We start from the raw sequence: 13395 nt of genomic DNA on the forward strand, positions 1-13395 counted from the left end.
AGCGCCGTCGCCGCCCGCTACGAGCCTGGGTCCCGCGTCCTGACCTGGGCGCGGGCCGGGCACCCGCCGCCGCTGCTGGTCCGCGACGGCGCCGCCGCGCTGCTGGAGGCCCCCGAGGGCGTGCTGCTCGGCGCGCACGAGGCGCCGGACCTGGAGACGGTCATCACCCGGCTGCACCGCGGCGACCTGCTGCTCTTCTATACCGACGGGCTCGTCGATCGCCGCGACCGCGACCTCGCCGACGGGTTCCGGATGCTGCTCGCCGCGGCGGCGGAGCGTCCGGGCGCCGGGCCCGACGCCGTCATCGACCATGTGCTGCGCTCGCTCGGCGCCGCCAATCCCGACGACGACACGTGCGTCCTCGCCGTCCGGGTCGTCTGAACCGACCCGACCGGCCCGCACGTCCGGCCGGCGCGTCCGGGCGGCCTGCCGTGGCGCCGCCGGGATGTCGGGGGCGCGTGGGAGCATGAGGCCATGAGCGGGCTGATGCTGCTGGACACGCCGTCGTTGTACTTCCGCGCCTTCTACGGGGTGCCCGAGTCGGTGACGGCGCCGGACGGCACGCCGGTGAACGCCGTCCGCGGGCTGATCGACATGATCGCCCGGCTCGTCCAGGACCGCTCCCCCGACCGCCTCGTCTGCTGCATGGACGCCGACTGGCGGCCGGCGTTCCGGGTCGAGGCGCTGCCGTCCTACAAGGCGCACCGGGTCGCCGAGGACGGCGGCGACCAGACCCCCGACGCGCTGGAGGCGCAGCTGCCCGTCATCGACGCGGTGCTGGACGCGTTCGGGCTGGCCCGCATCGGCGTCCCCGGCTACGAGGCCGACGACGTCATCGGCACCCTCGCCGTGCGGGGCGCGGCGGACGGCCCGGTCGACATCGTCACCGGCGACCGCGACCTGTTCCAGCTGGTCGACGACGCCGGCCCGGTGTCGGTGCTGTACACCGCGCGCGGCATCCGGAACCTGCAGGTCATGGGCGAGGCGGAGGTCGCGGCCAAGTACGGCATCCCCGGCCGCGGGTACGGCGACTACGCGACGCTGCGCGGCGACCCGAGCGACGGGCTGCCGGGCGTGCCGGGCGTCGGCGACAAGACCGCCGCCGCGCTCATCACCCGGTTCGGGTCGGTCGACGGCATCCTGGCGGCGCTGGACGCGGGGATCACCGACGGGTTCCCGGCGGGCGCCCGCAAGCGGATGGAGGCGGCGCGGGAGTACCTGGCGTCCGCCGAGACCGTGGTCCGGGTCGTCACCGACATCGACGCGCCGGAGCTGGCGAAGCTGGACGACCGGCTGCCCTCCGAACCGCGGGACGCCGAGGCCCTGGTGGAGCTCGCCGACTCCTGGAACCTCTCCAGCCCCGTGAACCGCCTGCTGAACGCCCTTTCCCGCTAACCCGCCGGCCCCGCCGCCCGCGAGACGCGACGGATTCCCCCGGCGCGGGAATTCCCGGCTGCAATTTTCCGCGAAAGTGTCAGATGACGCAGACGCGGTGCGCCCGCGCGCGCAGCATGTGGATCAATGAGGGGTTCTCCTAGGGACATGCGGAGAGCACGCACGCCGCCGCGGGACGGGCGATGACGGCCGTCGACCGGGCACCGGGTCCGGCCGCGGCGGCCGCACGAGCGGACCGGTATCCGCGGCACTGGGCCTCACCGCCCCACTCCCCCCATCTGCCGCGGGTACCGGTTCACCAGGCGGCGCGCACCGGCGCGCGCCCGTCCGTCCCGACCCGTGAGCCCCGCGGGGCTCGGAAAGCCGGCACCCCGTGAACACCAGGACACCGCCCCTCGGCGGCCTCGCCGCTCCCGCTGCGCCCGGCGGCGACGGCTTCTGGACCGAGCTCGACCACGCCCAGCGCGCCGCCCTGGCGGCGGCGGCCCGGCAGCGCAACTACCCGGCGCGGGCGCCCCTGTGCTACCAGGGCGAGGACTCCGACCACATCATCCTCATCCGCTCGGGCTGGGCGAAGGTGACGTCCACGACGCCGGACGGCCACGAGGTGGTGCTGGCCGTGCGCGGCCCCGGCGACCTGGTCTGCGAGAGCGCGGTGCTCGGCAGCCGGCACCGGTCGGCGACCGTCACCGCGCTCACCCCCGTCCGCGGGCTGGTCGTCCCGGCCGGCCGCTTCACCGCGTTCCTGGACGCCCATCCGGGCGTCTGGCGGCTGGTGAGCGGCACGTTCGTGCGGCGGCTGGACGACGCGGACCGGCGGGTGCGGGCGAACGTGTCGGCGCAGGGCGCACGGCGGCTGGCGATGCTGCTGGCGCATCTGGCCGAGCTGTCGGCGGCGTACGCGCCGCCGTCCGCGGACGGTTCGGTCGACATCGGCCCGCCACTGTCGCAGGAGGAGCTGGGCAGCTGGATGGACGCCTCGCGCGAGACCGTCGCCCGCGCGCTCGCGGTGCTGCGCCGCGCGGGCCTGGTCCGGACGGGGCGCCGGCGGATCACCGTGGTGGAGCCGGGCGCGCTCCGCGCGTTCGCGCACGACCCCACCGACTGACCGGCCCGGCGCCTTTACGTTGTAGATCACAAGCGCGCGGGCGGTGGCAGTCGGAACGCGACGGCGCCTGTGCGGACGTGCGCTGTCGCGGGCCTCCGGCGATGCACGGACCGGGGGCGGTCAGCGACGGCGACGGCGCGTGTAGTGGCGCCAGTCCCGGCCGGCGCCGACGCCCGCGAAGTGCAGCGACAGGAGCAGCAGCCCGAGGACGGTCAGCGTCCCGTTGTTGATGGCGTCCGACGACACGTCGGCGAGGTCGGCGAGCAGGGCGAGGGCGAAGACGATCGCGGCGACGATCGCGAGCATGGTGTCCTCCGTCGGGGGTTCGGGACGCGCCGGGCGCCCCGCGGGTACCGTCCCGATCACCGTTCGCGCGCCCGCGAAAACGGCGCCCCGGTTTCGGACGCCCGAATCAGCCGCCGGCGCTCTGTCCCGAGCTCGGTCCCGATCCGGCGCCCTCGCCCGAGCCGAGGTCGTCCGCGATGCCGGGGTAGACCCGCATCGCGTTGCCGCCGAGGACGAGCGAGACGGTCTCCTCGTCCAGGCCGAGGCCGGCGACGGCACGGGCGTTGCGGGCGATGCCCGGGACGCCCGGCCAGTCCGTCCCGAACACGAACTTGCGGGCCAGCCGCTTCAGGTCGTGCCGGGCGTAGTACTCGGGGAGGCGGCGCGGCGGCAGCCCCGACAGCTCGATCCACACCTCCTCGCGGGACAGCGCGAGGAACGCCGCCGCGTCGTACCACCAGCCGCGCCCGCCGTGCGCCAGCACGAACGTCAGCCCGGGGAACAGCCGGAGGACGTCGTCGATCGGCGTCGGGTCGGCGTACCGGTTGGCGGAGCCGGGAAAGGAGCTGGTGCCGCAGTGCACGACGACCGGCACGCCGGCGTCCCGGCACAGCGCGTAGGCCGGGTACAGCTCGGGGTCGGCGACGGAGAATCCGCCGTGCACCGGGTGCAGCTTGAGCGCGACGGCGCCGAACCCGAGCTGGCGCTCCAGCTCGGCGTCGATCGGGTAGTGCAGGTGCGGGTTGACGTTGGCGATCGGCCTGAAGCGGCGCGGGTTGTGCTTCACGAGCGGCACCAGGTCCTCGATGGGCTGGTAGCCGGTGGTCTTGGGGCTGTACTCGCACAGCAGTAGCGCGACGTCCACGCCCTCGGACGCGAAGTAGGCGTCGACGCGGTCGGGGACGAGGGTGCCGGTGTCGTCGTAGAGGTCCTGCCAGGGGTGCGCGGAGCCGAACTCCTCGGCCCACTGCCGCCAGGCGGGGGGCAGGGTCGGCAGCCGCGCGGTGTGGACGTGGGCGTCGATGAGGGGACGTCCGTCGAGCATGTGCGCCTCCCGCGTCAGTCCCGGATCCGCTTGAGCTCGGCGGCGTAGCGGCGCCCGTTGGCGACGTACAGCTCGACCGCCTCGGCGTGCCACTTCTCGTCGATGCCGCCGGGCCTGGACTTGGCGGGGACGCCGAGGGCGGTGTGCTCGGACGGGACGACGGCGCCCTCGGTGACGACGGCCCCCGCGCCCACGACGGCGCGGGTCTCCACGCGGGCGCGGTTGAGCACGACCGAGCCGGACCCGACGAGGCAGCGGTCCTCGACGACGCAGCCTTCGAGGTGGGCGTTGTGGCCGACGACGCAGTCGGCGCCGATGACGGTCGGCCACGCCTCGGTGGTGTGCACGACGGTGCCGTCCTGGACGGACGTGCGGGCGCCGACGGTGATCGCGCCGTAGTCGCCGCGCAGCACGGCGCCCGGCCAGACGGTGGCGCCCTCGGCGAGGGTCACGGACCCGATGACGGTCGCGCCCGGATGGACGTACGCGGTCGGATGGATGTCGGGGACCTGGTCTCCCAGCGCGTAGACGGCCATGCGGCGGAGCCTACCGGCCGCTCCCGGCCGCGCCGCCGCCGAGGGCGCCCAAGATCGTCGAGACCAGCGTCTCCGCGGCCTCCGCGGCGTCCAGCCGCCCTTCGTCCACCTCCTGCGCGGCCGCGTGCATCAGCGTGTAGACGGCGGTGACCTGCCAGCCGGGCGGTGCGGCGGCCGTGAAGACGCCCTCGTCGCGGCCGCGCCGCAGCAGCCGCTCGAGGCGGGCGAGGACGGGGGCGTGCCGGTCGCGGACCCGACCGGGTCCGAGCACCCGCAGCGCGACCGTCAGCACGGTGCGCTGCCGGTCCAGGACGCGCCAGGACGAGCGGACGAGGCGCGCGAGGGCCTCGTCCGCGCGCCCGGCGTCGACGTCGACGGCGCCGAGGACGGCGTCGGCGTCGGCCAGCGACCGGTCGAACAGGGTGTCCACGAGCGCCTCGCGGGACGGGAAGTGCCCGTAGAGGGTGACCCGCCCGACCCCCGCGGCCTTGGCGATCTCGGTCATGCTGGCCGAGGGGTCGCGGCCGAGGCGGGCGAGGGCGGCGTCGAGGATGGCCTCGATGTTGCGCTCGGCGTCGGCGCGGCGGCGCGTGGTCGCGGGGGTCATGGGATCAGCGTACGGGCCGTCAGTGGGCGAACACCGGGCCGTCGCCGAGGTCGGGGCGGCCCGGCGGCACGAGGACGAGCGCGAGCAGCGCGACGACGGCGGCCCCGGCTCCGAAGGTCGTGAACGCGGTGTGGAAGCCGCCGACGGTGTCTCCGCCGATGCTCGCGCCCGCCATGGCGGTGGCGAGCGCGATGCCGAGGGCCCCGCCGATCTCATGGCCGGTGTTGACGACGCCGGACGTGAGCCCGGCCTCCTCGTGCCCGATCCCGCTCATCGCGGTCGTGGTGGCGGCGACGAGGCCGGCGCCCGCGCCGAGGGCGAGCAGCACGAATCCGGGGAGCACGTCGGGCAGGAGGTGGCCGCCCGCGGGCACGCGCGCCAGCAGGAGCACCCCGGCGGCCGCGGCGAGGAAGCCGGCGGCCGCGACGGGCCGGGTGCCGGTCGTGCCCGCCAGGTGCGCGGCGAGGTGGGCGCCGGCGATGGTCGCCACGGCGGCCGGGAGGAATGCCAGGCCGGTCTGCACCGCGGAGAACCCCAGCAGGTTCTGCAGGTACTGCGAGCAGAGGAAGAACCCCGACAGCAGCAGCGCGGACGCGGCGACGATGAGCACGTTGCCGGACGCGATCGTCCGGCGCAGCAGCAGGGCGGGGGGGACGAGCGGGGTGCGCACGGCCCGCTCGATCAGCAGGAAGGCGGCGGCGAGGAAGGCGGCGGCGCCGATCGGGACGAGCGCCCGGGGCGTGCCCCATCCGTGCTCCCCCGCCTGGACCAGGCCGTAGATGAGGGCGGCGGCGGCGAGCGGGGCGGTGACGGCGCCGCCGAGGTCCAGCGGGCGGCGCACCGGCGGGACGTGCGCCACGGCCGACGGCAGCAGCGCCAGCACGGCCAGCCCGACCGGGACGTTGACGAAGAACACCCACTCCCAGCCGGGGCCGCTGGTGAGCAGCCCGCCGGCGAGCACGCCCACGGCGGCGCCGGCGCCGCCGATGGCCGCCCAGACGCCGAGGGCCCGGTTGCGCTCGGCGCCGTGGAAGGTCGTGGTGACGATCGACAGGACGGCCGGGGACAGCAGCGCGGCGCCGACGCCCTGGGCCGCGCGCCCGGCGATGAGCGTCCCGCCGGTACCGGCGAGGCCGGAGACCAGGGACGCGGCGGTGAACAGCCCGAGGCCGAGCAGGAAGGCGCGCCTGCGGCCGATCGTGTCGGCGAGCCGGCCGCCGAGCAGCAGCAGGCCGCCGAAGCACAGCGAGTAGGCGGTGACGACCCAGGTCTGGCCGCCGCGGCCGAGGTGCAGGTCGGCGGCGACGGACGGCAGGGCGACGTTCACCACGGTGATGTCGATGATCAGCATGAACTGGGCGACGCACAGCAGGACGAGGGCCCGCCACCGGTGGGGGCGGGGGGCCGGCGCGTCCGGGTGCGGGTGCGGCGGCGCGGTCGCGTGGTCGTGCACGGAGGCTCCTAACTCGAACAGGATTGTTCGGGTTAGCGTAGCCCGGGAGCCCGAGAAGTTGAACAGTTTTGTTCGACTTATCTCCCTAGGCGTCCACCGACTCCTGCTCGTCGAGCCAGGACACGATCCCCTCCAGCGCGTCGCGGCAGCTCCCGCAGCCGGTCCCCGCGCGGGTCCGCCGGGAGACCTCGTCGGCGGTGCGGGCGCCGTCCTGCCAGCAGGCGCGGATCTGCCCCTTGCTGACGTTGTTGCAGTTGCAGACCGTCGCCGCGTCCGGCATCCGCACCGGCGAGGCCGCCTCGGGCGCGCCGCCGAGCCCCGGGAACAGCAGGTCGAGGCGCTCGGACGGCAGCGGCGACGCCCGGTCGTAGAGCTGGGTGAGCGTCCCGGCGGCGGACGTCTCGCCGAGCAGGATCGCGCCGATCAGCCGGCCGTCCCTGATCACCGCCTTCTTGTAGGTGCCGCGCGCCGCGTCGGTGAACCGAACCACCTCCACGCCGTCGTCGTCGTCGCCGAAGTGCGTCTCCCCCATCGACGCCAGCTCGATGCCCGCCGCCTTCAGCCGGGTGATCTGCCGAGCGCCGGTGAAGCGCGCGGCCGGGTCGGTGCCCGCGAGCAGCCCGGCCAGCACGGTCGCCTGCTCCCAGGCGGGCGCGACCAGCCCGTAGACCTCGTCGCGGTGCTCCGAGCACTCCCCGATCGCGCGGACGGACGGGTCGCTGACCGAGCGCAGCTCGTCGTCCACGACCACCGCCCGGCCGATCGCCAGACCCGCGTCGCGGGCCAGCGACACCTCGGGCCGGACCCCGCAGGACAGGATGACCAGGTCGGTGTCCAGGACCTCCCGCCCGCCGTCCGGCAGCGCCAGCTCGACGCCGGTGACCGCGCGGTCGGCGCCGGTGCCGGCGGTGCGCAGCCCGGCGACGTTCGCCTGGACGCGGGTGCCGATGCCCAGGCGCTCGAGCGTCCGCGCCAGCACCTTGCCCGCGGCGGGGTCGAGCTGGCGCTCCATCAGGTGGCCGGCCAGGTGCAGGACCGTCACGTCCAGCCCCCGGCCCATCAGCCCGCGCGCCGCCTCGATGCCGAGCAGTCCGCCGCCGACCACCACCGCCCGCTGCGCCGACTCGGCCAGCTCGGAGATCCGGCGGCAGTCGTCGAGCGTGCGGAACACCAGCGCGCCGCCGGGCAGCCCGTCCTCCAGGCCCGGCATCGGCGGGACGAACGCGGTACTGCCGGTCGCCAGCACGAGCGTGCCGTACCGGGTGACGGTGCCGTCGGAGGCGTGCACGGCGCGCGCCTCCCGGTCGACGCGGACGACCTCCACGCCGAGCCTGGCGTCCACGCCGTGCGAGGCGTACCAGGCCGCGTCGACCAGGCTGATGTGGTCCGGCCTGGTCTTTCCGGCGAGGACGTTCGACAGCAGCACCCGGTTGTAGGGCCGCTGCGTCTCCGCGCCGAACACCGTGACGGGCACGCCCGGGTCGCGGGAGCGCAGCTCGCTGACGAACCGCGCCCCGGCCATCCCGTTCCCGACGACCACGATCCGTTCGCGGTTCACTTGACCTCCAGCGGCAGGAGCACGGGCTTGATCTGCTCGCGCTCGACCTCGAACTCGATGCTCGGGTCGGGGGTCTGCGGCGCGTTGACGAACGAGACGAACCGGCGGAGCCGGTCGGGGTCGGCGAGGGTGTCGCGCCATTCGTCGGAGTAGGCGGCCACGTGCCGCTCCATGGCGGCGTCCAGCTCGGCGCAGATGCCGAGCCGGTCGTCCACGATCACCTCGCGCAGGTACTCGACGCCGCCGTCGAGGGCCTCCAGCCAGCTCGCGGTGCGCTGCAGCCGGTCGGCGGTGCGGATGTAGAACATCAGGAACCGGTCGATGGTGCGGATCAGCTCCTCGTCCGACAGGTCGGAGGCGAACAGGTCGGCGTGCCGGGGCCGCATCCCGCCGTTGCCGGCGAGGTAGAGGTTCCAGCCGTTCTCGGTGGCGATGACGCCGAAGTCCTTGCTCTGCGCCTCCGCGCACTCCCTGGCGCATCCCGACACCGCCGACTTCAGCTTGTGCGGGGCCCGCAGCCCCCGGTACCGCAGTTCCAGGCGGATCGCCATCGCGACCGAGTCCTGCACGCCGTAGCGGCACCAGGTGGAGCCGACGCACGACTTCACCGTCCGCAGCGCCTTGCCGTAGGCGTGCCCGGACTCGAACCCGGCGTCGACGAGCCGCCTCCAGATCTCCGGGAGCTGCTCGACGCGGGCGCCGAACAGGTCGATCCGCTGACCGCCGGTGATCTTGGTGTAGAGGCCGAAGTCGCGGGCCACCTCCCCGATCACGATCAGCCTCTCCGGGGTGATCTCGCCGCCGGGGACCCGCGGGACCACCGAGTACGTGCCGTTCTTCTGCAGGTTGGCCAGGAAGTGGTCGTTGGTGTCCTGGAGCGCGGCCTGCTCGCCCTCCAGGATGTGCCCGTTGCCGAGGCTGGCCAGGATGGACGCGACGGCGGGCTTGCAGATGTCGCAGCCGCGGCCGCGGCCGTGCTCCTGGACGAGCTGGGTGAAGCTCGTGACCCGCCCGCCGCGGACGATGTCGAACAGCTCGGCGCGGCTGTAGTCGAAGTGCTCGCAGATCGCCTTGCTGACCTCGATGCCGGCGGCGGTCAGCTCGGCGTCCAGGATCCGCTTCACCAGCGGGACGCAGCTGCCGCAGCTCGTCCCGGCCTTGGTGCAGCCCTTCACGGCGCCGACGTCGGTGAGGGACTCCGCCGCGATCGCGCCGCGGATCGTCTCGGCGGTCACGTTGTTGCAGGAGCAGATGACGGTCGTGCCGGGCAGGTCGCCGCCCGCCGCCTCCGTCCCGCCGAACAGCATCTGCTCGGGGGCGCCGGGCAGGTTCCCGCCGACGTAGGCGCGCAGCGTCCCGTACGACTCGGCGTCGCCGACCAGCACGCCGCCGAGCAGGGTCTTCGCGTCGTCGCTGACGACGAGCTTCTTGTAGACGCCGGCGACCGGGTCGGTGTAGGTGACGCCGAGCGCGCCCTGGTCGGGGCCCGCGAACGGGTCGCCGAAGCTGGCGACGTCGACGCCCATCAGCTTCAGCTTCGTCGACATGTCGGCGCCCTCGAACGCCGCGGTGCCGTCCGGGTTGAGCAGCCGGTCGGCGACGACCTCCGCCATCGAGAAGCACGGCCCGACCAGCCCGTACACCGTCCCGCCGACCAGCGCGCACTCGCCGATCGCCCAGATCGCCGGGTCCTCGGTGCGGCAGGCGGCGTCGACGACGATCCCGCCCCGCTCCCCCACCGGCAGCCCGCAGCCGCGGGCCAGCTCGTCGCGCGGCCGGATGCCCGCGGAGAACACCACGACCTCGGCGTCGATCCGCCGCCCGCCGGCGAGCGCGATGCCCGCGACGGCGCCGTCCGCGCCCGCCTCCAGCCGCTCCATCGGCTCCCCGGCGTGCACGGCCATGCCGAGGGCCTCGATGTGGCGGCGCAGCATCGCGCCGCCGCCCTCGTCGAGCTGGCGCGGCATCAGCCACGGCGCGACCTCGACGACGCCGCTGCGCAGCCCGAGTCCCTGGATCGCGCGGGCCGCCTCCAGGCCGAGCAGGCCGCCGCCGACCACGGCGCCGGTCGCGCGGTCCCGCGCGTAGTCGCGGATGGCGTCCAGGTCGTCGATGGTGCGGTAGACGAACACGCCGGGCAGGTCCCGGCCCTCCACCGGCGGCACGAACGGCGCGGACCCGGTGGCCAGCACCAGCGCGTCGTAGCCGACGGTGCGTCCGGCCGAGGTCGTGACGGTGCGGGCGGCGCGGTCGATCGCGGTGACCCGCTCGCCGGTGACGACGGAGACCTCCGCGCCGTGCGCGGGGTAGGCGAGGTCGGCGCCCTCCAGGTGGGTGGTCAGCGCCACCCGGTCGTAGGCGGTGCGCGGCTCCTCGCCGATCACGGTGACCGTCCACGTCCCGGCGGCGTCGCGCTCGCGCAGGGCCTCCACCAGCCGATGCGCGGCCGGTCCGTGGCCGACCACGACCAGGTGCTTGTCCGGTTCGTTGCGGGCTTCCATGGCTTGATCCTCGATAAGCCCTATTTCCCGTATGGGTCCCGACCGTCACCCGCGCGTTAACTGGCGCTCACAGCGGCAGGTCGGGCGGGGTTGGCCGATCCGGCCCGCCGGGCCGGGCGCCGTCGCGGGCACAGGCGCGGGCGGGCGCGGCTGGGCGCCCGCACAAAGTTTCGGTTTCCCGACCATATCCATTCATTTCGGCGCCTTCTTGGCGGACGATGTGCGGACCGGGCGCGGCGCCCGGCCATCGGGGCGAGGGAGCAGCGAAGGACGAGGAGGCGGCATTGCGCAACGTCATCGGCATGGTGCTCACAGGGCTGGGCGCGTTCCTCCTGATCACCGCCGTGCTGGTCCGGTTCTACGTCGCTCCCCGGCTGATCGCCGCGCCGACGGACGTCTACCAGGTCACCCGGCTGCGCGCCGACAACGCCACCTACTTCGACGCCACGTCCGCCAAGCAGGTCACCGGCGCGACCGTCGTCGCCACCAACACCGTCCGCGGCGACGTGACGTCGTCGCACGGCGACATCGCCGTCTGGGACTCGGCGACGATGATCCAGGACGTCGGGCGCCGCACGACCATCGAGATCCAGAACCAGCGGGTCGCGTTCGACCGCCGCACGGGCATGCTGAGCGGATGCTGTGGCGCCTCGGTGAACGGCGACGTGTCGGCGCGCCAGTCGGGGCTCGGGCTGTTCTGGCCCGTGGACGCCACCAGGAGGACCAAGCCGGTCTACGATCCGGCGACGCGCCGGGCCTGGCCCGCCGTCTACGCCGGCGAGGAGCGCGTGCACGGCATCCGCGCCTGGCGGTTCGTCCAGCACATCCCGAACACCAGGCTGCAGGGTCAGGACCTGCCGGACGTGCCCGGCGAGCTGCTCGGGCGCGCCAAGGGCGGCCCCGCGGTCCCGGTCGACCGCTACTACCAGGCCGACGGCACGTACTGGGTGGACCCGCGCACCGGCAACCCGATCGACCAGGAGCAGAAGGTGCTGTCCACCCTGCAGCCGAGGAGCGGTCCGGGGCGGCTCGTCGTGGGGCAGATGGACCTGCGGATGACGCCGGAGTCGCAGAAGTCGCTGCAGGACACGTCGGCGGACGGCGCGTCCAAGATCAACCTGCTGCGGATCGCCGTCCCGGTCGGCTCGGCGGCGGTCGGCGCCGTCCTGCTGGCGGCCGGGGCCGTCGTCGGCCGGGCGGGGCGCCGGCGCGCGCCGCGCAGCCGGCAGCCGGGGGAGCCCCTCGCCACCCCGCGCGGACCTGCCCGTTAAGTCCGTGATGTGCGGGTACGTCCCCTAGGACGCCCGGGCCGGCCCGGTCCGCCGCGCCGGCCGCAGATCCATGAGGGAAGGGGGACCCGATGGGCGGGCAGAACCATCCGATCCGCGGCGAGCACAAGTACGACCGCCGGATCACCGCACCGGACCAGCACGAGGAGCGGCCCGGCCAGAGCCTGGTCACCACGGACCACGACGTGATCCGCCAGTGGGCCGGCGAGCGCGGCGCCGAGCCGTGCAGCGTGCCCGGCAGCGACTACGGGGGCAGGCCCGGCCGGCTGCTGTTCGACTTCCCCGGCTACGGCGGGGAGAACCTGGAGCACATCTCCTGGGACGACTGGTTCCGCACCTTCGACGAGCGCGAGCTCGACTTCATCTACCAGGAGCACAAGAAGGACGGGGCGCAGAGCAACTTCTTCCAGCTGGAGAACCCCGGCCGCTGACCCACCGCTCCGCCCGCACCGGGGCGCGCCCCGGTGCGGGCGCACCCCGCCGCGTCCGGGACGGGGACGATCGCGAATCGCGAGATTTGTGGATCTTGAGGGCGCGTTCCGGCGTCCGAGTACCCGTGACGACAGAGAAGAAGAGCCGTGCGGCCGTCCTGGTCCTGACGGGCGTCGCGCTGGGCGCGGCCCTCACCGGATGCAAGGTGGGCGACACGGGCGCCGATCCGGGCGGCACCGGGACGAACGCCGGGACCGGCACCGCGCCCGCAGGCGGCCGCACCGCCGAAGGAGCGGGCGGCGACGCCGGATCGGGTTCGGGGTCGGGGTCGCTCGCCCGCTGCCACACGCGCGACCTCGCGGCGCGGGTCGGCCGCCTCGACGGGGCCGCCGGATCGCGGTCGACCAAGATCGTCCTGACCAACGCCTCCGGCCGCGCGTGCCGGGTCTACGGATGGCCGGGCGTCGGCATCGCCGTCGCGGACGGGTCGGCGCTGCCGAGCAGCGACCAGCGGGTGGGCGGCCCGCCTCCGCACCTGGTGCTCCAGCCGGGCGGGCACGCCTACACCGAGATCGACTGGGCGGCGCCGGGCGCCGCCGACCCGCAGTCCCGGTCGGAGGCCGCGCTGCCGGGCCTGCTGACGGTCATCCCGCCGGACGAGACCCTGGCGCTGCGCGTCCCGTGGTCCTTCGGGCCGGTGGCGGAGCAGGGGAACTTCCGGGTGACCCCGCTCAAGCCGGGCAGCGGGCCGGCCTGACCCGCCGGCGCCTCACCCCGGCGCGTGCTCAGGCCGGGGTGAGGACGAGCGCGGCGTCGTGCCCGCCGAACCCGAACGAGTTCGACAGCACCGGCGCGGAGGCGGGGATCGCGCGCGCCTCGCCGTGGACCACGTCGATCAGCCCGGTCTCCGCGTCCGGCCCGGCGAAGTTCGCGGTCGGCGGGACGAGCCCGGCGGCGCCGCAGCGCAGCGCGACGATGGCCTCCACCGCGCCGCCCGCGCCCAGGATGTGGCCGGTCACGCCCTTGGTCGCGGTGACGGGCGGGGCGTCGCCGCCGAAGCAGCGGTCGATCGCGAGGGCCTCGGCGCCGTCGTTGCCGCGGGTCCCGGTGGCGTGCGCCGACACGTGCCCGATGTCGCGCGGGGCGAGGCGCGCGTCGGCGAGGGCCGCGGCCATGCAGCGGGCGG

At 75.0% G+C, this 13395-nt stretch carries 13 protein-coding genes and 1 pseudogene; 6 read left to right on the forward strand and 8 right to left on the reverse strand.

Annotated elements, in window-relative coordinates:
* The 3 genes from ABZ914_RS33170 to ABZ914_RS33180 form a co-directional block, all read left to right on the forward strand.
* Positions 1–381: PP2C family protein-serine/threonine phosphatase (locus ABZ914_RS33170; protein ID WP_500198099.1), on the forward strand; the 381-nt coding region annotated here is incomplete at its 5' end.
* A 93-nt stretch (positions 382–474) separates the two neighbouring features.
* Positions 475–1395 carry a 5'-3' exonuclease gene (locus ABZ914_RS33175; protein ID WP_500198101.1) on the forward strand — a complete coding sequence of 307 codons (921 nt, stop codon included), beginning with the start codon at positions 475–477 and terminating at the stop codon, positions 1393–1395.
* A 373-nt stretch (positions 1396–1768) separates the two neighbouring features.
* The gene (locus ABZ914_RS33180; protein WP_500198102.1) at positions 1769–2503 is read left to right on the forward strand and encodes a Crp/Fnr family transcriptional regulator; all 735 of its coding nucleotides are present in this window, start codon (positions 1769–1771) and stop codon (positions 2501–2503) included.
* A gap of 120 nt (positions 2504–2623) precedes the next feature.
* On the opposite strand, the gene ABZ914_RS33185 is transcribed toward ABZ914_RS33180, so the two are convergent.
* From ABZ914_RS33185 to nirB, 7 genes are all read right to left on the reverse strand, one after another.
* Positions 2624–2809: a hypothetical protein gene (locus tag ABZ914_RS33185; protein WP_190864448.1), complete on the reverse strand. Its 186-nt coding sequence runs from the start codon at positions 2807–2809 to the stop codon at positions 2624–2626.
* A 106-nt stretch (positions 2810–2915) separates the two neighbouring features.
* Positions 2916–3833 (reverse strand): amidohydrolase family protein, encoded by a 918-nt coding sequence (locus ABZ914_RS33190; protein ID WP_500198103.1) that lies wholly within the window; start codon positions 3831–3833, stop codon positions 2916–2918.
* Positions 3834–3847: 14 nt separating this feature from the next.
* On the reverse strand, positions 3848–4369 hold the full coding sequence (locus ABZ914_RS33195) for a gamma carbonic anhydrase family protein (protein ID WP_500198104.1): 522 nt from the start codon (positions 4367–4369) through the stop codon (positions 3848–3850).
* Positions 4370–4379: 10 nt separating this feature from the next.
* Positions 4380–4976 carry a TetR/AcrR family transcriptional regulator gene (locus ABZ914_RS33200; RefSeq protein WP_500198106.1) on the reverse strand — a complete coding sequence of 199 codons (597 nt, stop codon included), beginning with the start codon at positions 4974–4976 and terminating at the stop codon, positions 4380–4382.
* Between the two features lie 19 nt (positions 4977–4995).
* On the reverse strand, positions 4996–6429 hold the full coding sequence (locus ABZ914_RS33205; protein WP_500198107.1) for an MFS transporter: 1434 nt from the start codon (positions 6427–6429) through the stop codon (positions 4996–4998).
* Between the two features lie 85 nt (positions 6430–6514).
* On the reverse strand, positions 6515–7987 hold the full coding sequence (locus ABZ914_RS33210; protein ID WP_500198108.1) for an FAD-dependent oxidoreductase: 1473 nt from the start codon (positions 7985–7987) through the stop codon (positions 6515–6517).
* Positions 7984–10488 carry a nitrite reductase large subunit NirB gene (gene nirB, locus ABZ914_RS33215; protein WP_500198110.1) on the reverse strand — a complete coding sequence of 835 codons (2505 nt, stop codon included), beginning with the start codon at positions 10486–10488 and terminating at the stop codon, positions 7984–7986. The genes ABZ914_RS33210 and nirB overlap by 4 nt, the downstream gene beginning before the upstream one ends.
* Before the next feature lie 284 nt (positions 10489–10772).
* Between nirB and pgfA the strand changes: the two genes are divergently transcribed.
* The 3 genes from pgfA (at position 10773) to ABZ914_RS33230 (ending at position 12966) form a co-directional block, all read left to right on the forward strand.
* A complete protein-coding gene (pgfA, locus tag ABZ914_RS33220; protein WP_500198111.1) occupies positions 10773–11759 on the forward strand; it encodes a cell envelope lipid trafficking protein PgfA in 987 nt (328 codons plus the stop codon).
* A gap of 89 nt (positions 11760–11848) precedes the next feature.
* The gene (locus tag ABZ914_RS33225; protein ID WP_500198113.1) at positions 11849–12208 is read left to right on the forward strand and encodes a hypothetical protein; all 360 of its coding nucleotides are present in this window, start codon (positions 11849–11851) and stop codon (positions 12206–12208) included.
* A gap of 125 nt (positions 12209–12333) precedes the next feature.
* Positions 12334–12966: a DUF4232 domain-containing protein gene (locus ABZ914_RS33230; RefSeq protein ID WP_500198114.1), complete on the forward strand. Its 633-nt coding sequence runs from the start codon at positions 12334–12336 to the stop codon at positions 12964–12966.
* Between the two features lie 28 nt (positions 12967–12994).
* Here ABZ914_RS33230 and ABZ914_RS33235 read toward each other — a convergent pair.
* A pseudogene (locus ABZ914_RS33235) lies at positions 12995–13395 on the reverse strand (beta-ketoacyl-[acyl-carrier-protein] synthase family protein); the annotation flags it as partial.

The sequence above is a fragment of the Spirillospora sp. NPDC046719 genome (assembly GCF_040645715.1).
GTDB lineage: Bacteria > Actinomycetota > Actinomycetes > Streptosporangiales > Streptosporangiaceae > Spirillospora.

Excerpts from the sequence above, each read along its gene's own strand:
- ABZ914_RS33175 (WP_500198101.1), top strand. The coding sequence starts at position 475 with ATGAGCGGGCTGATGCTGCTGGACACGCCGTCGTTGTACTTCCGCGCC.
- ABZ914_RS33185 (WP_190864448.1), bottom strand. The coding sequence starts at position 2,809 with ATGCTCGCGATCGTCGCCGCGATCGTCTTCGCCCTCGCCCTGCTCGCC.
- ABZ914_RS33190 (WP_500198103.1), bottom strand. The coding sequence starts at position 3,833 with ATGCTCGACGGACGTCCCCTCATCGACGCCCACGTCCACACCGCGCGG.
- ABZ914_RS33195 (WP_500198104.1), bottom strand. The coding sequence starts at position 4,369 with ATGGCCGTCTACGCGCTGGGAGACCAGGTCCCCGACATCCATCCGACC.
- ABZ914_RS33200 (WP_500198106.1), bottom strand. The coding sequence starts at position 4,976 with ATGACCCCCGCGACCACGCGCCGCCGCGCCGACGCCGAGCGCAACATC.
- nirB (WP_500198110.1), bottom strand. The coding sequence starts at position 10,488 with ATGGAAGCCCGCAACGAACCGGACAAGCACCTGGTCGTGGTCGGCCAC.
- ABZ914_RS33225 (WP_500198113.1), top strand. The coding sequence starts at position 11,849 with ATGGGCGGGCAGAACCATCCGATCCGCGGCGAGCACAAGTACGACCGC.